The sequence below is a fragment of the Dyella thiooxydans genome, assembly GCF_001641285.1.
GTDB classification, from domain to species: Bacteria; Pseudomonadota; Gammaproteobacteria; order Xanthomonadales; family Rhodanobacteraceae; genus Dyella_A; species Dyella_A thiooxydans.
In genome coordinates, this window is sequence record NZ_CP014841.1 from 4,069,904 (window position 1) to 4,091,485 (window position 21,582).

17 protein-coding genes are annotated in these 21,582 nt (G+C 67.4%); all 17 read left to right on the forward strand.

Features of this window, described 5'->3' with window-relative positions; all coding sequences use genetic code 11:
• Positions 1–27: 27 nt before the first annotated feature.
• The 17 genes from ATSB10_RS18200 (at position 28) to ATSB10_RS18280 (ending at position 21,547) form a co-directional block, all read left to right on the forward strand.
• On the forward strand, positions 28–1,341 hold the full coding sequence (locus ATSB10_RS18200; RefSeq protein WP_063674125.1) for an ABC transporter permease: 1,314 nt from the start codon (positions 28–30) through the stop codon (positions 1,339–1,341).
• Between the two features lie 10 nt (positions 1,342–1,351).
• Positions 1,352–2,593 carry an ABC transporter permease gene (locus ATSB10_RS18205; RefSeq protein ID WP_063674126.1) on the forward strand — a complete coding sequence of 414 codons (1,242 nt, stop codon included), beginning with the start codon at positions 1,352–1,354 and terminating at the stop codon, positions 2,591–2,593.
• Positions 2,594–2,638: 45 nt separating this feature from the next.
• Entirely contained in the window at positions 2,639–3,943 is a 1,305-nt protein-coding gene (locus ATSB10_RS18210) for an ABC transporter permease (RefSeq protein WP_063674127.1), read from the forward strand.
• Between the two features lie 8 nt (positions 3,944–3,951).
• Positions 3,952–5,181, forward strand: a complete 1,230-nt coding sequence (locus ATSB10_RS18215) for an ABC transporter permease (protein WP_063674128.1) — start codon at positions 3,952–3,954, stop codon at positions 5,179–5,181.
• Between the two features lie 135 nt (positions 5,182–5,316).
• Positions 5,317–6,624: an ABC transporter permease gene (locus tag ATSB10_RS18220; RefSeq protein ID WP_063674129.1), complete on the forward strand. Its 1,308-nt coding sequence runs from the start codon at positions 5,317–5,319 to the stop codon at positions 6,622–6,624.
• Between the two features lie 7 nt (positions 6,625–6,631).
• Positions 6,632–7,864 (forward strand): ABC transporter permease, encoded by a 1,233-nt coding sequence (locus ATSB10_RS18225; RefSeq protein WP_063674130.1) that lies wholly within the window; start codon positions 6,632–6,634, stop codon positions 7,862–7,864.
• A gap of 55 nt (positions 7,865–7,919) precedes the next feature.
• Positions 7,920–9,212, forward strand: coding sequence for an ABC transporter permease (locus tag ATSB10_RS18230; RefSeq protein WP_063674131.1), 1,293 nt, complete (start codon positions 7,920–7,922; stop codon positions 9,210–9,212).
• Positions 9,213–9,222: 10 nt separating this feature from the next.
• Complete coding sequence (locus tag ATSB10_RS18235) at positions 9,223–10,446, forward strand: ABC transporter permease (RefSeq protein WP_063674132.1); 1,224 nt, start codon at positions 9,223–9,225, stop codon at positions 10,444–10,446.
• Positions 10,447–10,467: 21 nt separating this feature from the next.
• Positions 10,468–11,793 carry an ABC transporter permease gene (locus ATSB10_RS18240; protein WP_063674133.1) on the forward strand — a complete coding sequence of 442 codons (1,326 nt, stop codon included), beginning with the start codon at positions 10,468–10,470 and terminating at the stop codon, positions 11,791–11,793.
• A gap of 11 nt (positions 11,794–11,804) precedes the next feature.
• Positions 11,805–13,019: an ABC transporter permease gene (locus tag ATSB10_RS18245; protein ID WP_063674134.1), complete on the forward strand. Its 1,215-nt coding sequence runs from the start codon at positions 11,805–11,807 to the stop codon at positions 13,017–13,019.
• A 46-nt stretch (positions 13,020–13,065) separates the two neighbouring features.
• Positions 13,066–14,376 carry an ABC transporter permease gene (locus tag ATSB10_RS18250; protein WP_063674135.1) on the forward strand — a complete coding sequence of 437 codons (1,311 nt, stop codon included), beginning with the start codon at positions 13,066–13,068 and terminating at the stop codon, positions 14,374–14,376.
• A gap of 3 nt (positions 14,377–14,379) precedes the next feature.
• A complete protein-coding gene (locus tag ATSB10_RS18255; protein ID WP_063674136.1) occupies positions 14,380–15,612 on the forward strand; it encodes an ABC transporter permease in 1,233 nt (410 codons plus the stop codon).
• A 37-nt stretch (positions 15,613–15,649) separates the two neighbouring features.
• The gene (locus ATSB10_RS18260) at positions 15,650–16,318 is read left to right on the forward strand and encodes a hypothetical protein (RefSeq protein WP_157469363.1); all 669 of its coding nucleotides are present in this window, start codon (positions 15,650–15,652) and stop codon (positions 16,316–16,318) included.
• Between the two features lie 114 nt (positions 16,319–16,432).
• Complete coding sequence (locus ATSB10_RS18265) at positions 16,433–18,226, forward strand: DUF885 domain-containing protein (protein WP_063674574.1); 1,794 nt, start codon at positions 16,433–16,435, stop codon at positions 18,224–18,226.
• A 157-nt stretch (positions 18,227–18,383) separates the two neighbouring features.
• Entirely contained in the window at positions 18,384–19,724 is a 1,341-nt protein-coding gene (locus ATSB10_RS18270; protein WP_063674138.1) for a sigma-54-dependent transcriptional regulator, read from the forward strand.
• 85 nt (positions 19,725–19,809) lie between these two features.
• Positions 19,810–20,133 carry a hypothetical protein gene (locus ATSB10_RS18275; protein WP_063674139.1) on the forward strand — a complete coding sequence of 108 codons (324 nt, stop codon included), beginning with the start codon at positions 19,810–19,812 and terminating at the stop codon, positions 20,131–20,133.
• Between the two features lie 22 nt (positions 20,134–20,155).
• On the forward strand, positions 20,156–21,547 hold the full coding sequence (locus tag ATSB10_RS18280; protein WP_063674140.1) for a sensor histidine kinase: 1,392 nt from the start codon (positions 20,156–20,158) through the stop codon (positions 21,545–21,547).
• The last annotated feature ends 35 nt before the right edge of the window (positions 21,548–21,582 follow it).

Sequence of the window (21,582 nt, forward strand, 5' to 3'; positions counted from 1 at the left end):
GCGACGGAACGGGAACCTGGAGCACCGATGTTTGCCTACTACTTCCAGCTCGGCCTGCGGAGCCTGCGCCGCAACCCGGCGCTCACCGCGCTGATGGTGATGGCGATCGGCGTCGGCGTAGCCGCGTCGATGACCACCTACTCGGTGTTTCGCGCGGTGTCGGGCAACCCGATTCCGGACAAGTCGACGCGGCTGTTCACGCCGCAGATCGATGCCTGGGGGCCGCAGCAGAACCTGAGGGGTGGCGAGCCGGCGGAAGCGCTCGGTTATGTCGACGCCATGGCGCTGATGCGTTCGCACGAGGCGAAGCGCAAGACACTGCTGTATCCCGTGCAACTCTCGGTCATCCCGCAGGGCAATCGCGACCTGCCTCTGAACGCCAGCGGTTACGCGGTCACCAGCGATTTCTTCGCCATGTTCGAGGTGCCGTTCCGGTACGGCAGCGGCTGGAGCGAGCAGGATGACGCTGCGCGCACCGCCGATGTCGTGATCAGTGACGAGCTCGACCAGAAACTGTTCGGCGGAGCCGACAGCGTGGGGCAGACGCTCAACCTTGGCGGCCATGATTACCGCATCGTGGGCGTGGCCAGCCACTGGAACCCGCGTCCGCGCTTCTACGACCTGTTCAGCACCAGCGGCTTTGCCGACGAGCCGGACATCTACATGGTGTTCAACCGCGCCCTGGACCTGCAGATGCGCACCGGTGGTCGCAACAGCTGCCGCGGCTCGCTCAGCTTCACCACCTGGCAGGAGTACCTGCAGAGCAACTGCGTGTGGATCACTCCGTGGGTGGAACTGGGCAGTTCCGCCGAGGTCGCCGGCTATCGCCGGTTCCTCACCAACTATGCCGCCGAGCAGCAGCATGCCGGCCGCTTCAACTGGGCGCCGAACGTGCGCTTGCGAGACGTGATGCAGTGGATGGACCACGAACAGGTGGTGCCGCCGGAGAGTCGCATTTCGCTGGCGGTGGCGCTGGGCTTTTTCGTGATCTGCCTGGTCAACACCATCGGCCTGTTGCTGGCGAAATTCATGCGGCGCGCCGGCGAGATCGGCGTGCGCCGCGCCTTGGGGGCGACGCGCGGCGAGATCTATGCGCAATACCTGATCGAGGCCGGCACGGTGGGCCTGGCCGGTGGCCTGGTGGGTCTGCTGCTCACCGCGGTGGGCGTCGGGGGCGTGGGCGTGTTGTTCCGGCCGGAGATCGCGAAGCTGGCCCGGCTCGATCCGTCGCTGGTGGCGCTCACGTTTGCCGTCGCCGTCGTGGCAACCGTGATGGCCGCGTTCTACCCGGCGTGGCGCGCGGCGCACGTGCAGCCGGCCTGGCAACTGAAATCGAGCTGAGGACAAAGCCATGGATATCCAGATCAGGCCCATCCTCATCGCGCTGCGCCGGCACAAGGCAGGTACCTTGCTGATCGCGCTGCAGATCGCGCTGACGCTCGCCATCGTGTGCAACGCGTTTTTCATCATCCACCAGCGACTGGCCAATTTGTCCCAGGCCAGCGGCGTGGACGAGGCGGACGTGTTCGTCATCGCCAACTATTGGGCCGACGTGAACCGCTCGACAGAGCAGATCGATGCGCAGGTGCGCGCCGATCTGATCGCGCTGCGGCAATTGCCCAGCGTGCTCGATACCACGCCTGCCAGCGGTTATCCGCTGCGGGGCGGTGGCTGGGACAATTTCATCACCATGACGCCCGACCAGGTCAAGCCGACCACGGATGCGGCGGTATACAGCGGCGACGAGCATTTCATCGACACGCTGGGCCTGAATCTCGTTGCGGGGCGTAACTTCCGCCCCGACGAGATATTGGCGATGGGCACGCAGCAGGCGATCACCCCGTCGACTGCGATCGTGAGCAAGGCGCTGGCCGAGCGGTTGTTCCCCGATGGCCATGCGCTGGGCAAGAGCTTCTATGCGATGGGCACCACGCCCAGCACCATCATCGGCATCGTCGACCCGCTGCATCGGCAGGGCGTGGATTCGTGGAGCAACAGTTACGCCGGGCAGGCGCTGATCTGGCCGCTGCGGGCGGATGACTCGAAGGGCATCTATTACATCGTGCGTGCCAGACCCGGGCAGCTTGCTGCCGCGATGCGCGAGGCACCCAAGGCGCTGTTCGCACAAAGCCGCATGCGCATCATCGATCCGAAGGACGGCATCCAGAGTTACGCCGAGATCCGCCACCGCGTCTACAACAGCGACCGTGGCATGGTCATCCTGATGGGCGTGATCAGCGTGGTGCTGCTGGCGATCACCGCCGCCGGCATCGTCGGCCTGACCAGTTTCTGGGTGGGGCAGCGGCGCAAGCAGATTGGCGTGCGCCGGGCGCTCGGTGCCCGTCAGCGCGACATCCTGAGCTACTTCCTTACCGAAAACCTGCTGATCACCGGCGGCGGCGTGCTGCTGGGGCTGCTGCTGGCCTTCGGCATGAACCTCTGGCTGATGCTGCGCTTCGCCTCGCAACCGATGCCGATGGCCTACCTGATTGTCGGCGTGCTGCTGCTGTTGGTACTGGGGCAGGGGGCCGTGCTTGCCCCCGCGCTGAAGGCTTCGCGCGTGCCGCCGGTTGAGGCGACGCGTTCGGTGTGAGTCTGGCGGCGGCAACGCCTGGGCGATTTCTCAAGGGGCAATGGGATGTTGGTCTACTACCTCGATCTGGCCATACGCAGTCTCCGGCGCAACCGGGTGCTCACCGCGCTGATGGTGCTGGCGCTGGCGCTTGGCATCGGTGCGTCGATCACCACGCTCACCGTGCTGCGGCTGCTCTCGGGCGACCCGCTGCCGCAGAAGAGCGCGCGCTTGTTCTATCCGCAGCTCGATCCCAGCCCGAAGAACAGCGCGGTCGACTCGAGCGGCCGGCTGCCGAGGACGATGACCTACGTCGATGCGATGAACCTGCTGCACGCCCACCGGGCAACGCGACAGGCGGTGATGGCGCTGACCCAGGCCAAGATCATGCCGCCGCAGGCCCATGCGCATCCGTTCTTCAGCGATGGCGTGATGACCACCGCCGACTTCTTCACGATGTTCGATGCCGGATTCCAGTACGGCAGCGGCTGGAGCACCGCGGACGACGAGGGTGGCTCGCAGGTGGTGGTGATCGCCAGCTTCCTCAACGACAAGCTGTTCGACGGCGCCGACAGCGTGGGGCGGATGGTGCGCCTGAACGACCACGACTTCCGGGTGGTCGGCGTGCTCAAGCCGTGGGCGCCGCAGCCTCGCTTCTACACGCTGGGACTGGGTGGCGACCACTACGGCGACGGCGACGCGGTATTCCTGCCGCTCAAAGCTGCGCGTGCACTGAAGATGGGGCCGCAGGACACCGAGTGCTATCAGGCCGTCGACGATTTCACCCATCTGGAAACGGCCCCTTGCGAATGGCTCGGCCTGTGGGTGGAACTGGGCGACCCCTCCGCCGTGGCTGGCTACCGCCGCTTCCTCGATGGCTATGTGAAGGAGCAGGTCGCTCTCGGCCGCTTCCAGCGCACCGAAACCTCCCTGCTCGACCTGATGGGCTGGTTGCGCGACCAGCACGTGGTGCCGGACGACGTGCGCCTGCAGGTCTATCTCGCCTTCGGCTTCCTGCTGATCTGCGTGGTGAACACCGTCGGCCTGCTGCTGGCCAAGTGCCTGCGGCGGTCCCAGGAAATCGGCGTGCGGCGCGCGCTCGGCGCCACGCGGCGCGAGATCTTCGTGCAGTTCATGGTGGAGGCCTCCATCGTCGGTCTGGCCGGGGGCGCGCTGGGCCTGGCGTTTGCGGAGCTGGGCCTGTTCGGCATCCGCCACCAGCCGGCGCAGTACGCGCACCTGGCACACCTGGACCCGGCGATGTTCGCATTCACGTTCGTGGTGGCACTGGTGGCCAGCCTGATCGCCGGCCTGCTGCCGGCCTGGCGCGCCTGCCTGCTGGCGCCCGCTCCCCAGCTCAAGGCGATGTGAGGCCGACCATGGACATCCGACCGATTCTCGCCAGCCTCCGCCGGCATCGCATCCCGGCCATGCTGATTGTGCTGGAGATCGCGCTGGCCTGCGCGGTGCTGTGCAATGCCGTGTTCATGATCAGTCAGCGTGTGGCCTCGATCCACCTGCCCAACGCCATCGACGAGGCCGGCATCGCTGAGGTCACGCTCAACGGCACCGACCCCGAGCTCGCCGGCAGCGACATCCCGCGCAATCTGGCGGCCCTGCGCGGCCTCCCGGGCGTGCAGGCCGCCGCCGTGGTGAGCACCCTGCCGCTGAGCCAGAACAACTGGGGCTGGGGTTTCAGCACCAAGCCCGAGGATGCGCTGACCAACCGAGACAGCCGCAACGTGTCGATGTACTTCCTCGGCAGCGGTGGCGATGCGGCGCTCGGCCTGCAGCTGCGGGGAGGGCGATTCTTCAACGACGGCGACTATGCCGACAGCCACTTCGACAAGTCGCCGCTGCCGGAAACCCACGTGGTGCTGGTGACCCGCAGCCTGGCGGAGAAGATGTGGCCGGGCCAGCCGGCGGTGGGCAAGACGATGTATTCCATGCCGCACTACTACACGGTGGTCGGCGTGGTGGCGGACGTGCTGCGGCCGTACATCGGCGACGTGAACTCCCCGGCCAACTACGACGCGGCGTTCTTCCCGATGAGTGCGGCCGGCTCCAAGGGCGCACTGTCCCACTACGTGGTGCGCGGTGCGCCGCGCGACCGCGACCGGCTGGTGCGCGAAGCCGAGCAGAAGCTCGCCGACCTCAATCCCGGCGGCGTGGCCCATGGCCGCAGCTATGCGGAAATACGCCGCGGCTACTTCGCCGACATGAGCTCGATGGCCTGGATGCTGGTGCTGGTGTGCGTGGTGATGCTGGCGGTCACCGCGTTCGGCATCGTCGGCCTGACCAGCTTCTGGGTGAACCAGCGACGCCGGCAGATCGGCATCCGGCGGGCCGTCGGTGCCAGCCGCGCCCACATCCTGCAGTACTTCCAGACCGAGAACTTCCTGCTCAGCACCGGCGGCGTGGCACTGGGCATGGCGCTCGCCTTCGGCATCAACGTGTACCTGATGCACCGCTACGAGATGGCCCGCATGCCCTGGTTCTACCTGCCCGCCGGCGCCATCGCGCTGTGGCTGATCGGTCAGGCCTCGGTGCTCGGCCCGGCGCTGCGCGCCGCCGCGGTGCCGCCGGTGGTGGCGACGAGGTCGGCATGACAGTCCCGATGACGAGCCTGTCTGTAGGAGCCCGCTTGCGGGCGATGCCCTTGCTCTGGTTTCGCATCGAAGCCAAGAGCATCGCCCGCAAGCGGGCTCCTACGGGAAATTCGACGATGAGCGCGGAGTAACCCCATGTTCCAGTACTACCTCGACCTGGCATGGCGCAGCCTCAAGCGCAACAAGGCGCTCACCGCACTGATGGTGCTGGCGATCGCGCTGGGGATCGGCGCAAGCATCACTACGCTGACCGTGCTGCATGTGCTGTCCGGCGATCCGTTGCCGGGGCGCAGCGGGGAGATCTACTACCCGCAGATCGATCCGCAGGACCTGCGCGGGATGTCGCCGAGCAAGGAGCCGCCGTCGCAGTTGACCCTGATCGACGGCATGAACCTGCTGCGGGCCGCGCGCGCCGATCGCCAGGCCCTGATGAAGGGCGGCGAGGTACCGATCCAGCCGGAGCAGTCGGCGCTGGACCCTTTCTACGTGGACGCGCGCTACACCACGGCGGACTTCTTCGCGATGTTCGGCACGCCGTTCCGCTTCGGGCATGCCTGGAGCGCGGCGGACGACGAGGCCAAGGCGCGCCAGGTGGTGATCAGTCGCGATCTCGACGAGAAGCTGTTCGGCGGGGCCAACAGCGTGGGGCGAACCCTGCGCATTTCCGGCACCGCGTTCCAGATTGTCGGCGTGCTCGATCACTGGCAGCCCAATCCGCACTTCTACGATCTCAATACGGGCTCCTATGCTGCCGGCGAGCAGGTGTTCCTGCCGCTGCAGACGATGATCGACCTGCACCTGAGCCGCGACGGCTCGAACGACTGCTGGGGCAATGGCGGCGGTGGCACCGATACGCTGCTGCCGGCGGACACCTGTGTCTGGTTGCAGTTCTGGGTGCAGCTCGATTCGCCTGCGAAGGTCGAGGCGTACCGCCAGTTCCTCGTCCACTACTCGCAGGAGCAGAAGGCGCTGGGCCGCTTCCAGCGACCGCCGAACGTGCGCCTGCGCAGCCTGATGCAGTGGCTGGACTACAACGGCGTGGTGCCGGACGACGTGCGCCTGCAGACCTGGCTGGCGTTCGGCTTCCTCGCGGTGTGCCTGGTCAACACGGTGGGCCTGATGCTCGCCAAGTTCATGCGCCGGGCCGGCGAACTGGGGGTGCGTCGGGCGCTCGGTGCCTCGCGCCGCTCGCTGCTCGCGCAGCTGCTGGTGGAAGCCGGCGTGGTCGGACTGGTCGGCGGCGTCGGAGGCGCGGTGCTGGCCCTCGGCGGTCTTTGGCTGGTGCGCCAACGATCCTCGGACTACGCGTCGCTGGCGCACCTGGACCCCAGCATGCTGCTCACGACGTTCGTGCTGGCCCTGGGCGCCACGCTGCTGGCCGGCCTGTTGCCGGCCTGGCGTGCCTGCCAGGTCGCACCCGCCCTCCAGCTGAAGAGCCACTGAGGCGACCATGGACATTCTTCCGATTCTCTCCACGCTGCGGCGCCACAAGCTCACGGCCGGCCTGCTGGTCATGCAGATCGCGCTGACCTGCGCGATCGTCTGCAACGCGGTATTCCTGATCGGCCAGCGGCTGCAGCGCATGGACATGCCCAGCGGCGTCGCGGAGCACGAGCTGCTGCAGATCCAGGTGGCCGACGTGGTCAAGTCCGGCAACCCCTATGCGCGCGTGCAGGAGGATCTGGCGCTGCTGCGCCAGGTGCCGGGCGTGCAGTCGGTGGCGTTCTCCAACCAGGTGCCGTTCGGTGGGTCGTCCTCCAATGGCAACGTGCTGCTCGACCCGAACCAGCCCCAGCGCACGCTCAACGCGACCACCTATTTCGGCCAGAACCTGGTGCCGACGATGGGCGTGCAACTGGTCGCCGGGCGCGACCTGCAGGACGACGATTTCGTCGACGTGGACACCGCGCTGAAAGGGCTGAAGACCGGCGACACCAAGAGCCTGCCGCATGTCACGCTGATCACCCGCGGCCTGGCCGAACGCCTCTGGCCCGGACAGAACCCGCTCGGTCGCCTGATCTACCTGACGCCGACGGTGGGGTTGCGGGTGGTCGGTGTCATGGCCAGCCTGGTGCGTCCCAATGCCTACGATGCGGACACGGCGCAGTACACCATGGTGATCCCGTTGCGCATGGGAGCGGACCGGGGCATGAGCTACGTGATCCGCACCCGGCCGCAGGATCGGTCCGGTGTGCTGGCGGCGGCGCTGGCCGCCCTGAGGAAGGCCGACCCCCAGCGCATCGTCACGACCCAGCGCAGCTTCGACGAGGTGCGTCGTCACTTCTTCCGCGACGATCGAGCCATGGCAGGCATCCTGGTCGGGGTGATCGCGGCGCTGCTGGTGGTGACCGCCCTGGGCATCGTCGGGCTGGCCAGCTTCTGGGTGGCACAGCGTCGACGCACGATCGGCGTGCGTCGTGCGCTGGGGGCGACCCGCAGCGATGTGCTGCACTACTTCCAGACCGAGAACTTCCTGCTCGCCACTATCGGCATCGGCCTCGGCATGGTGCTGGCCTACGGCATCAACCTGTTCCTGATGCAGCACTACGAGCTGCCGCGCCTGCCCGCGATCTACTTCCCGGTCGGTGCGGTCGCGCTGTGGCTGATCGGCCAGGTCGCCGTGCTCGGCCCGGCACTGCGCGCCGCGGCGGTGCCGCCGGTGGTGGCCACGAGAGCAGGGTGAGGCGGCTCATGACGATGCGGAAGTTCGGCGGATGCGTGGGACGGGGGAGTCCGTGATGATCGGCTACTACCTCGATCTCGCCATGCGCAGCCTGAAGCGCAACAAGGTGCTCACCGCCCTGATGGTGTTGGCCATCGCGGTGGGTATCGGTACCAGCATGACCACGTTGACGGTCATGCACGTGCTGTCCGGCGACCCGATCCCGCAGAAGAGCGCGAACCTGTTCCGCGTGGGCCTGAACGTGTTTCCGGACGACAATTTCAGGCCCGGCGAGGAAGTGCCGGACAACCTGAGTCGTCGGGATGCCGAGGCGCTGCTGCGCGATGCCCGTGCCGACCGCCAGGCGATGATGTCGGCCGGCACCATGGTGGTGACGCCGGCGCAGGGCGATCCGTTGAGCCTGGAGGCGCGCTACACCACGGCGGACTTCTTCACGATGTTCGCCGTGCCGTTCCGTTTCGGTCGCGCCTGGGACCGCGGCGACGACGGCAGTCACGCCCGGGTGGCGGTGATCTCGGCTGCGTTGAACGATCAGCTGTTCGGCGGTCGCGACAGCACCGGCTCGACGCTGCAGGTGGGAAGCCAGTCGCTGCGGATCGTCGGCGTGCTCGGCGACTGGAGCATGAATCCCCGCTTCTACGATCTCAGCAACGGCCGCTTCGGCGACGGCGAGCAGGTATTCGTCCCGCTCGCCACGGCGCTGGATCTGCACCTGGCGACCAGCGGCACGATGAACTGCTGGGGCAACAACTCCGACGAGCACGCCGCGGATGCGCCCTGTCTGTGGTTGCAGTACTGGGCCGAGCTCGACGCACCGTCGACACGGGCGGCCTACCGGCAATACCTGCACAACTACATGGCCCGGCAGCGACAGGCCGGGCGCTTCACCCATCCCGGGGAAGTCCGTCTGCTGGATGTGATGCAGTGGCTGGACGCCAAGGGCGTGGTGCCCTCCGACGTGCGGTTGCAGGTGTGGCTGGCACTCGGCTTCCTCGGCATCTGCCTGCTCAACACCGTGGGTCTTTTGCTGGCCAAGTTCCTGCGTCGCAGCGGCGAGATCAGCGTGCGACGTGCCCTGGGCGCGTCGCGTCGCGCGATCTTCATGCAGTGCCTGGTCGAGGCCGGGGTGGTCGGTTTGGCCGGCGGCGTCTGCGGACTGGCGCTGGCCGGCCTGGGCTTGGTGCTGGTGCGCCACCAGCCGACCGACTACGCCGGCCTGGTCCACATGGACCCGAGCATGCTGCTGGCAACCTTCGTGCTGGCCCTGCTGAGCAGCCTGCTGGCCGGACTCCTGCCCGCCTGGAGGGCGATGCACGTCGCCCCGGCCGTGGCTCTGAAGTCGAACTAGGACACCCACGATGCATCTACGCCACATTCTTCACGCCCTGGGACGCCATCGGATCGCGGTGGGGCTGCTGGTGCTGGAGATCGCCTTCTCCTGTGCGGTGGTGTGCAACGCGCTGTTCCTCATCGGTACCCGGCTGGAGCGGATGCAGCGGCCCACCGGGGTCGACGAGATGCACGTGGTCGAGGTGGGCGTGCGCAGCGTCACGCCGGGCACGCCGGAGGCGACGATGGCACAGACCCGCACCGACCTGGCACGCCTGCGCGCACTGCCCGGCGTGAGTGACGCGGTGGTCGCCAGCTCGACCCTGTTCGGCGATTCGGTGAGCTTCAGCGGCGTGAGTCTGAGCGACGATGCGAAGGCGCCGAGCCTGGCGGTGGCGCAGTATTTCGGCGGCGCCCAGCTGGCTCGCACCCTGGGCCTGAAGCTGGCGAGCGGACGCTGGTTCAACCCCGACGAGTTCGTCAGCTATGACGCGCTGCAGGGTGGTGCCTCCGGGGTACCGGTCATCATCAGTCGCGCGCTCGCCCAACATCTCTTCCCCGGCCAGGATGCCGCTGGCCGGACCATCTATGCTTTCGGAGCCAATCGCGTGGTGGGGGTGGTGGACCGCCTGGTGCAGCCCAGGGACTACGGCGCGGCCGGCGGCTACGACTACGCGATGATGTTCCCGGTCGATCTGCCGTATTCGCGCGGCACCTACCTCATGCGGGTCGATGATCCGGCCCGGCGGCAGGCCGTGATCGGGCAGGCATTACAGGCACTGAAAGCCGATGGCCCGCTGCGGCTGATCTCGCCCCGGTACGCCACCACCCTGGAGGCGGCGCGCGCAAAGTACTACCGCAACGACCGCGCCATGGCCTGGCTGCTGGTGGGCGTGAGCCTGTTGCTGCTGCTGGTCACCGCGCTGGGCATCGTGGGGCTGAGCAGCTTCTGGGTAGGTCAGCGGCGCCGGCAGATCGGCATCCGCCGCGCCATCGGCGCCTCGCGCCGCGATATCCGGACCTATTTCCAGGCCGAGAACTTCCTGATCGCCACTGGCGGCATCGTGCTCGGCATGGCGCTCGCCTACGGCATCAACCTGGTGCTGATGCGGCATTACGAGCTCGGCCACCTGCCCGGCTACTACCTGCCGATCGGGTCGGTGGTGCTTTGGGTGCTGGGGCAGCTGGCGGTGCTGGGCCCGGCACTGCGCGCCGCAGCCGTGCCACCGGTGGTGGCGACGCGGGCGGCATGAGGCTGACGAGGAGCTAAGGACATGTTCACCTACTACTTCGACCTGGCCCTGCGCAGCCTCAAGCGCAACAAGGTACTCACCGCTCTGATGGTGCTGGCGATCGCCGTCGGCATCGGCGCCAGCATGACCACGCTGACGGTGATGCATGTGCTGTCAGGCGATCCGCTGCCGGGGACAAGCTCGCGCATTTTCTACGCGCAGGTAGATAACGATCCGATGCCCGGCGACAGGCATGTCGAGCCGCCAGACATGATGGACTACCAGTCGGCGATGGACCTGTGGAACGCGAAACGTGCCGACCGCCAGGCATTGGTCGTGAACCCATTCCCGGAGAAGGTCAGTGCGCCGGATGTGAGTCGGCCACCGCTGATGGTCCAGATGCTTTCCACCACGTCGGACTTCTTCCCGATGTTTGGCGTGCCGCTCGAATATGGCAGCGGGTGGACCCCCGACGACGACCGCAAGCGCGCGCGGGTGGTCGTGATCTCCTCGGACCTCAACGACAAGCTGTTCGATGGCGGGAACAGCGTGGGACGGACCTTGGTCCTGAACAAACATGCCGTGCGCATTGTCGGCGTGCTCAAACCGTGGCGCCCATCGCCGCCGTTCTACGACGTACGCGGTGGGCGCTATGCAAACGGTGATACAGCCAGTTTCTACGGCAAGCCGGAAGGCCTTTTCCTGCCGATTTCCGCGAGCCTTGAAATGAACGATGGCGACTTTCAGCAGTTCAACTGCTGGTCGATGCCACCGAAGCCGGGACACCTGGTGAATGCACCCTGCAACTGGATGGGGTTGTGGGTGCAGTTGGATAGCCCGGCAAAGGTCGCGGCATACCGCGGGTTTCTTGCGCATTACGCAAGGGAGCAGAAGGGACTGGGCCGCATCCAGTTCACGGAGACTCGCCTGCGCGACCTGATGCAATGGCTTGCGTTCAACCGGGTGGTGCCACGCGACGTCAAATTGAAGATGTGGCTGGCTTTCGCGTTCCTCGCCATCTGCCTGTTCAACACCGTGGGCTTGTTGCTGGCGAAGTTCCTGCGTCGCGGAGGAGAAATCGGTGTTCGCCGGGCGCTCGGGGCCAGTCGTCGGGCGGTGTTCGCGCAATGCCTTACCGAGGCAGGGCTGATCGGTTTCATAGGTGGCTTCTTCGGGTGGCTGTTGGCGTTGCTCGGGCTGTGGCTGGTGCGTCACCAGCAGGCGCCCTATTCCGACCTCGTGCACCTGGATCTGTCGATGTTCGCTGTCACCTTCGTGCTGGCGATCGCGGTGAGCCTGCTGGCGGGCGCCATGCCTGCATTGCGTGCCAGCCAGATTTCGCCGGCCCTGCAGCTGAAGACGCTATGAGGCTCCCCGTCATGCAAATTCGCCCGATCCTGTCTGCGCTGAAGAAGCACAGAGTAGCCACGGTCCTGATCGTGATGGAGATCGCGCTGGCCTGTGCCGTGCTGTGCAACGCCTGCTTCATGATCGCCGACCGCCTGTCCGCCATGCAGATCAAAAGCGGCGTCGACGAAGCGTCGCTCGGCTTTATCGCGTTGCAGGGCTACGACCCCAAAAATTCAAACGATCTCGATGCGCGCGTGATTGCGGGACTGGGCGCGATTTCGGGCGTCGAGTCGGTACACGTGATCAACTCGGTGCCGTTCGGCATGCAGGCTGCCAATGTCGGCATCACGCTCGACCAGGCCGGCAAGGAATTTCGTGGCGTCCCCGAAATCTACCTCGGCAGCCCGGGCACGCCGCAGGCGCTTGGACTGCAACTCGTGGCTGGGCACATGCCGGCCAACGAGGATTATCAGCCGGTACAGGGGTATTTTCCGCCGAGTTCGAACGTGCTCATCACTCGGACGCTGGCCAAGCACCTGTGGCCGGGAGAGAGCCCCCTCGGCAAGGAGTTTTGGAGCGACAAGTACCAATTCCGCGTGATCGGCGTGGTCGCACATCTCTCGGTCCAGCAATACGACGAAGAGGGTGAGCGCGGTGCGCAATGGACGGTATTCGTACCCGCGCTGCCGGGGCCGAACTTTTCCGGCACCTACCTCATCCGTGCCAAGCCGGAAGATCTGGACCGCGTAATGGTCGAAGCGAAAGCCGCAATCGCCACGATCGCGCCAGACGCGGTACTGGACCGGGAGGACAGTACGACGGTGCCAGTCCTTCGGACCCGTTTCTTCGCGGCTGACAGTGCCATGGCAGGCATGCTGGTGGGGGTGATCGCGGCGCTGCTGGGCGTCACGGCGCTGGGTATCGTCGGGCTGGCGAGCTTCTGGGTTGCGCAGCGCCGCAGGCAGATCGGCATTCGGCGCGCGATCGGCGCCACGCGCGGCGACATTCTGCGCTACTTCCAGACCGAGAACTTCCTGATCGTCAGCTTCGGCATCGCGCTTGGCATGCTGCTGGCCTACGTGATCAACGCGGTGCTGATGAAGTTCTACGAGCTGCCGCACCTGCCGTTGTACTACCTGCCGTTCGGTGCGCTGGCGCTGTGGGGGCTCGGCCAGCTCGCCGTGCTCGGTCCGGCCCTGCGGGCATCGCATGTCCCACCGGTGGTCGCGACACGAAGTGTCTAGGCGATGGGGGCGCCGCTCCCCCGGTCTCGAGAAAAGGAGTTTCCGGATGCTTGCCTACTACCTGGACCTGGCTTTGCGCAGCTTGCGCCGCAGCCCCGTGCTGACCGGCCTGATGGTGTTGGCGATCGGCCTGGGCATCGGCGCCAGCATGACCATGATCACAGTGCTGCACGTGATGACCGACGACCCGCTGCCAGGGCGCAGTGCGCGGCTTTACACCCCGCATCTGGACCCCTTGCCGCTGGACTACAAACGGCACGAAGGCAGCCCCGACCCGGCCGACGACATGACCTGGCCCGATGCGATGGCGTTGCTCAAGGCCCATCGCGCCGTGCGACAGGCGGCGATGTCGGGCGGCTCGCTGCTGCTGCGCCCTGCGCGGGCGGATCTGCATCCGCTCTATGTGAGCGGTCGTTATGCCACGGCGGAGTTCTTCCCGATGTTCGGCGTGCCATTCGAGCGTGGCGGCGGCTGGAGCGCAGCGGACGACGCGACCGGTTCGTCGGTGGTGGTGCTGGCCGACGCGCTGGCACGCAAGTTGTTCGGCACGAGCGATGCGGTGGGGCAGACGGTGCGCCTGGGCGAACATGATTTCCGGGTGATCGGCGTGACCGCGGACTGGGCGCCCAAGCCGCTTTTCTACGCCGACCAGACCGGCAACCAATACAGCGATGCCGATCTGTTCTTCCTGCCGCTCTCGGTGGCGATGGGGCAGAAGTTTCCGGTCAGCGGCAACCAGTCCGCCTGGGGCAAGGGCGAATCGCCGTCGCTGACCAGCGCGAACATGAGCTGGCTGCAGTTCTGGGTACAGCTGGACACACCGGCACAGGTGGCGGCCTACCGGCAATACCTGGTCGACTACTCGGCGCAGCAGAAGGCGCTGGGCCGCTTCCAGCGTCCGCCGACGAACGCGAAGCTCTACGGCCTGATGGGCTGGCTGGCGCACGAAAACCTGGTGCCCGGGGATGTGGACCTGCAGCTGTGGCTGGCGCTGGGCTTCCTGTTCGTGTGCATGCTCAACATCGTGGCGTTGCTGCTGGCGAAGTTCCTGCGCCGCAGTGGCGAGATCAGCGTGCGCCGCGCGCTGGGGGCGCGGCGACGCGACATCTTCGTGCAGTTCGGCATCGAGTCGGCGCTGATCGGCGTGGCCGGTGGCGTACTGGGCCTGGGTATCGCGCAACTCGGACTGTGGAGCATCCGCCAGCGTCCGGACGACTACGCCAGGCTGGCGCAGATGGACCTGTCGATGCTGCTGGGAACCGTGGTACTCGCGGTGCTCGCCAGCATGCTGGCCGGCCTGCTTCCGGCGTGGCGGGCCTGTCGCGTGCAGCCCGCGCTGCAACTCAAGGGAGGGTGATCCATGCAGATCCGGCCGATCCTTTCCACCCTGCGCCACCACAAGCTCACCGCCCTCATGCTGACCCTGCAGGTGGCCTTCACCTGCGCCATCGTCTGCAACGTGGTGTTCATGGTGGCCCAGCGCGTGCAGCGCATCAGTGTGCCCACCGGCATTGCCGAAGACGAGGTGTCGGCGATCCACAGCACGGGGATAGAAAAAGGCGAAAACGCACAGGCGCGGCAAACCGCCGACCTGGCAGCCTTGCGCGCGGTTCCCGGGGTGCGTTTCGCCGCGGCGGTCAGCTATTCGCTGCCACTGGACCGGAGCGAGTCGTCCAGTGGCATCTGCCCCAGCAAGCAGGCGCTGGATCGGGCGATGCAGCTCAATACGATCGAAGGCAGCGGATGCATGGAGCCTGCCGGATACGACGGCACACCGGGTCTGCTTGCCACCCTGGGCCTGCATCTCGTCGCGGGACGCGATTTTCTGCCGGACGACTACGTGGACAAGGGCAAGCCGGCGGTGGCGATCGTCACACGCGCGCTGGCGCAGAAGATGTATCCGGGGCAGCCCGCGTTGGGGCAGAGCATGTACGACGGCGACCACTTCATCCGCATCGTCGGGATCGTGGACACCCTGCTGCGGCCGGCACCGCGCAAGCCGGGGCTCGACGGCGACAGCATCATCTGGCCGCAGCGCCCCGAGGGTCCTGGCGTGCTCTACGTGCTGCGCAGCGCGCCACGGGATCGCCAGCGGGTGCTGGGGGCTGCCGAGGCCGCGCTGCTCAAGGCCAACCCCGATCGCATCATCAATCCCGGGCAGATGCAGACCTACACCGAGATCCGCCGCGCCTACTTCCAGCGGGACACCACCATGATCGGCCTGCTCGTCGCATCGGCACTGGGCCTGCTGTTCGTCACCGCGCTCGGCATTGCGGGGCTGGCGAACTTCTGGGTGCAGCAGCGCCGGCGAAGCATCGGCATCCGCCGGGCGATCGGTGCCACGCGCAGCGACATCCTGCGCTATTTCCAGGCCGAGAACTTCCTGATCGTCAGTGCCGGCGTGCTGCTGGGCACGCTGCTGGCCGTGGCGCTCAACCTGCTGCTGATGAGCCACTACGAGCTGCCGCGTCTGCCACTGTGGTACCTGCCGGTCGGTGCGCTGGCGCTGTGGGTGCTGGGCCAGCTCTCGGTGCTGGCCCCGGCGCTGCGCGCCGCGGCCGTGCCGCCGGTGGTGGCGACGCGCAGCGTGTGAGGTGGGATCGTTGCAAGGAAGTCCCGAGGAGCTTGGAGTGAAACAGGTCATCAGGATGACGGCGTGCCTTGCCGCACTCGTGTGCAGCGGTTGCGTGATGCATCTGGACCAGCCGACCGAGATCGCGGCGGGGCATCTGCCGCGCCCGGTCTACTCGGTCGATGGCGGCGTGCATCTGGCGGCCCGGGCGGAGGCGGGCAAGATCCGCAGCGTCGACGGCGGCGTCACCCTGGGCGAGGGGGCCACCGCGAAGACCATCGACACCGTCGACGGTCCGGTCGTGCTGGAGCGTGGTGCGACCTGCCGGCACGATCTGTCCGCGGTGGACGGCCGGGTCTCGCTGGCCCCGGGAGTCCATGTCGGCGGAGACGTGCAGACCCTGGTCGCCGGCCTCGATGCCCGCGACGCCGAGATCGCCGGCGCGATCCGCACGGTGTCGGGAGAGATCCTGCTGCATGGCACCACCCATGTCGGCAAGGGGATCTACCTGGACAAGCCGCGCCCTTCCACCGATGCGCAGGACGAGGTGTGGAAGCGACTGCCGCGAGTGGTGATCGGTCCGGGCGTGGTGGTGGACGGCCCGATCGTGGCCGCTCGCGGCGGCACGCTCTGGGTCAGCCGGCGGGCACGCATCGGTGCCGTCGAGGGTATCCGGGCGCAATGGTTCGACGGAGCGAGCCCGCCGGACCTTCCCGGCATGAAATGACCCGCCGGAAGTTGGGCGGTGGTCGCGCGGTGATCTGTGGGGTGTGAGTAACGGCCCATCCCCGACCGCCCGGGTTCGGGCAGAATCGGGATTCTTTCCAGGGAGATGTCGATGATGAAGCTGTTGCCGTTGGTGGTGGCCGTGGGCCTGGTGGTGGGGGGCGGCATGGCGCCGCAAGAAGTCAGGGCGGCATCCGCCCCGGCGACCGATGTGGCCGCTCGCGTGGCCGCGCAGAACAAGCTGCTCGACGAGCAGTGGCAGCACACGCTGGAGAATGCGCCTGAGTACGCGACCATCCTCGGCGACCTGCGCTACAACGACCGGCTCAGCGACCTCTCGCTCGCCCATGCGCAGGAAGAGTACCGCTGGACCGGCGATTTCCTGCGCCGCTTCCAGGCGATCGACACCCACGGCTTCAGTGAGAACGACAAGCTCAACCACGAGCTGATGGTGCGTCAGCTCAAGGATGCGATGCGCGCGCACGAGCTGAAGCTGGACGAGATGCCGCTGGACCAGATGAACGGCATCCACCTGCAGCTGGCCGGCTTCATCAGCTCGATCCCGTTCGACAACACCAAGGAATACGAGGATTACCTGGCGCGCCTGAAAGCCGTGCCGAGGGCGTTCGACCAGGTCACCGGGCTGGCGCGGCAGGGCCTGCGCGACCGCATGATGCCGCCGAAATACCTGCTGGAGGCGGTGGTCAAGCAGATCGATGCGATCGGCAAGCCGGCCGGCATGGACAGCGTGTTCGCCGAGCCGCTGAAGCATTTCCCGGCCTCGGTGCCGGCCGCCGACCAGGCGCGGCTGAAGCAGGCGATCCTGGCGGCGATCGACCAGGACGTGCGGCCGGCCTACGCGAAGCTGGGTGCGTTCGTGGCGAAGGACTACGCCCCGCACGGCCGCCTGCAGCCGGGTGTGTGGGACCTGCCCAACGGCGATGCGATCTACCGCTTCGACGTGCAGCAGATGACCACCACCGACCAGACGCCCGAGCAGATCCACGAGCTTGGACTGAAGGAGGTCGCGCGGATCGAGGGCGAGATGACGAAGATCGCCCACGCCCAGGGCTACAAGGATCTGGCCGCTTTCCGCGCCGCCCTGAAAACCAACCCGAAGGTGCACGCCACCTCGCGCGAGGACATCCTGAACCGCTACCGCGGCTACCTGGCGCAGATGCAGCCGGAACTGCCCAAGCTGTTCGGCCTGCTGCCCAAGACCAAGGTGGTGGTGGTGCCGGTGGAACCGTTCCGCGAGAAGGAAGCCGCAGCGGCCGAGTATCACCAGGGCACGCCGGACGGCTCGCGGCCGGGACAGATCTTCGTCAATACCGGCGACTTCGCGCACCGCAGCGTGCTGACCATCGAGTCGACTGCCTACCACGAGGGCATCCCGGGCCATCACATGCAGATCTCGATCGCGCAGACCCTGCCCAAGCTGCCGCCGTTCCGGCAGCAGGGCGGCTACACCGCGTACGTCGAGGGCTGGGCGCTGTATGCCGAACAGCTGGGCAAGGACATCGGCTTCTACAAGGACCCGCTGTCCGACTACGGCCGCCTGTCCGACGAGCTGCTGCGCGCCGACCGGCTGGTGCTGGACACCGGCGTGCACTACAAGCACTGGACGCGGCAGCAGATGGTGGACTTCTTCCACGCCCATTCCAGCGAGGACGAGCCAGACGTGCAGGCCGAGACCGACCGCTACATCACCTGGCCGGGACAGGCGCTGGCGTACAAGATGGGCGAGCTGAAGATCCTCGAGCTGCGTGCCCGGGCGAAGCGCGAGCTGGGCAAGCGCTTCGACATCCGCGCCTTCCACGACGAGATCCTCGATGGTGGCGCGCTGCCGCTGGACGTGCTGGAGCAGCGCGTGGACGGATGGATCGCGGCGCAGAAGGCAAAGGCGTGAGGCTTCCGGCTCCCGCTTTCCCTCCCGGCACTACCGGTGGAGAAAGCGCCGGGGCCGATGCTTCGGCCTGGATCCGGTCGGGGGTGGCATTGACGCCCCCCGGCCATGCAACCTTTTCGCATGGAGCGGCATCCATGCCCGCATGTGTAGACGAAAGATGCGCACCGTACTGATCATCGACGACAACCCGTCCGTGGGCGAGGCGCTCTCGCTGGCGCTTTCGCTGCACGAGATCCGCCCGCTGGTGGCGCTCACCCCGGAAGAGGGCCTGGCTATGCTGGCCCGCGAGAACGTGGGCGTGGTGATCCAGGACATGAACTTCACCGCGGACACTACCTCGGGCGAGGAGGGCGTGGCGCTGTTCCGGGCGATCCGCGAGCAGCATCCGGACCTGCCGGTGATCCTGCTCACCGCGTGGACGCACCTGGAGACCGCGGTGGAACTGGTCAAGGCCGGTGCCGCCGACTACCTCGCCAAGCCCTGGGACGACGCCAAGCTGCTGGCCACGGTGGAGAACCTGCTGGAACTGTCCGAATCCACCCGGGAGGTGGCGCGCTCGCGCAACGAGCGCCGCCGCCGCCGCGAGAACCTGCGCAGCCGCTACGAGCTGGATGGCCTGGTGTTCGCCTCCGAGGCGATGGCGCAGACGCTGGAGCTGGCGTGCCAGGTGGCGCGCTCGGAGGTGCCGGTGCTGATCACCGGGCCGAACGGCGCGGGCAAGGAGCGCATCGCCGCGATCATCCACGCCAACTCGGCGGTGAAGCGCGGGCCGTTCATCGCGGTGAACTGCGGCGCATTGCCGGGCGAGCTGATCGAGGCCGAGCTGTTCGGCGCCGAGGCCGGCGCTTACACCGGCGCGAACAAGGCGCGCGAGGGCCGCTTCGAGCTCGCCGACGGCGGCACGCTGTTCCTGGACGAGATCGGCAACCTGCCGCTGCCGGGCCAGATGAAGCTGCTGCGCGTGCTGGAGACCGGCCAGTTCGAGCGGCTCGGCTCCGGCCGCACGCGCCATGCCAAGGTGCGCGTGCTCAGCGCCACCAATGCCGACCTGAAGGCGATGATCAAGGCCGGTACGTTCCGCGAGGACCTTTACTACCGGCTCAACGTGATCGACGTGAACCTGCCGCCGCTGTCCGATCGCATCGACGACATCCTGCCGTTGGCCGAGCACTTCCTCGACGGCCGCGCCGAACTGGGCGATGCCGCGCGCGAGGCGCTGCTTGGCTATCCCTGGCCGGGCAACGTGCGCGAGCTGAAAAATGCGATCGAGCGTGCGGCACTGCTCTCGGGCGGTCGTCCGATCACGCCGGAGCTGCTCAATCTTCCGGCGGTGGCGGCCAGCCCTTCGCGCAACCTGGACGAGCCCAGCCGCGAATCGGTGGAGGCGGCACTGGCAAGGGCCGATGGCGTGGTCAGCCGGGCGGCGCAATCGCTGGGCCTGTCGCGCCAGGCGCTGTATCGCCGCATCGAGCGTTACGGGCTGGCCGTCAGCGGTTGATGCCGTGTCCACAGGTCGGCTGGCAGTGGCCTCCGGCCGCGCGGATGGCGTAAAAGGGGCATTCATGCCGACAAGGAGAGATGCCATGACTCTGCGACTGCTGTTCGCCGGCGCCCTGCTGGCCGCGGGCGCCATCCACGCGCAGACCACCCCCACAGCCGCCAGCGACCACTGGAGCCAGCCGGCGCCGGCGTCGACGGTGAAGTACGAGGACGCCAATCCACTGAAGCCGGCGTCGGATTCGGGAAATCATTTCAAGTTCAAGGAGCGGCGCGGCGCCACGCCGATGCGCAACGATGCGATGGAGGCCGCGGGCAAGGCGCCGGTGATGGGCGGCAACCAGCTCGGGCGCGATGGCCGTCCCACCGTGAACTGCGCCGCCACGCCGATGGATCCTGCATGTCGTTGACCCGCACCGGCCAGCGCGCCGCATGATCCGCCGTCTGCGTTCGCTCGAGGGGCGGCTGAGCCTGCTGCTGATGCTGGCCGGCCTGGCTGGCGTGCTGGTGTACGTCGGTATCACCGACTGGCCGCTGCCGCAGTTGCTTGCCCTGCTGCACACGGATGCGAAGGGTGTGGCACCCGGCCCGGTACATCTTGGCTTCGGGGCGGGTCTCGCGGTCAGCCTGGCCGTGCTGGTGCCACTGGCGCTGTGGATGGCCAGCCTGGCGATGTCGCCGGTCAGTCGCCTGCTGCGTGCGCTGGAAGGCTCGGTAGCGAGCTACCGCGATGGCGACTTCAGCATCTCGCTCGCAGTGAACCGCCGTGACGAGCTGGGCGAACTGATTGCCATGCACAACGCGCTTGGGCAGACCCTGCGCGATCAGCGCCAGCACCTGGTGCAGCGCGAGCTGCTGCTCGACACGGTGGTGCAGAACACGCCGGTGGCGCTGGTACTGACCGATGCCGGCGGGCGCGTCGCTTACGCCAACATCGCCGCGCGGCACCTGTTCAACGACGGCCGCAGCCTGCATGGGCTGGTCTTCGCTGACGTCACCGCCGACGCACCGAAGGCGATGCGCGAGGCGGTGGAGCGGGGCGAGGACGCGCTGCTGACGGTGGAGATGGACAACAGCGAGGAGACCTTCCACATCTCCCAGCGTGCTTTTCGCCTGCAGGGGCGGCCGCACCGCCTGCTGCTGTTCCGCCGCATGACGCGCGAACTTTCGCGGCAGGAGGTGGCGAGCTGGAAACGGGTGATCCGGGTGATCAGCCACGAGCTCAACAACTCGCTGGCGCCGATCTCCTCGCTGGCGCATTCCGGTGCCGAACTGGCGCGTCGCGGCGAGGTGGAGCGGTTGCCCGGCGTGTTCGCCACCATCGGCGAGCGCGCGCGGCACCTGCACGGTTTCATTGCCGGCTACGCCAGCTTCGCCAAGCTGCCGGCGCCACGCAAGGCAGAGGTGCCCTGGGGGCCGTTCCTCGAGGGACTGGCGCTGCATTGCCGGTTCCGCCTGCTGGGTGGAGCGCCTGCGCAGCCGGGCTGGTTCGATGCCGCCCAGGTCGAGCAGGTGCTGATCAACCTGATTAAGAACGCCCACGAGGCCGGGGGCCCCGACGACGAGGTCACCCTCGCCCTGCAGGTGCTGGGGCACGATCTGCGCATCGAAGTGGCCGACCGCGGTCCGGGCATGAGCGAGACCGTGCTTGCGCAGGCATTGCTGCCGTTCTACTCGACCAAGCGCTCGGGCACCGGCCTGGGGTTGGCGCTGGCCCGCGAGATCGCCGAGGCCCACGGCGGGCGCATTGCGCTGGCCAACCGCGAGGGCGGCGGGCTGCAGGTGAGCCTGCTGCTGCCGCTGGCCGCCACGCGGGAGGTTTGACCGCCGCGCCGCTCGCCTATACTCCGGACTTCACC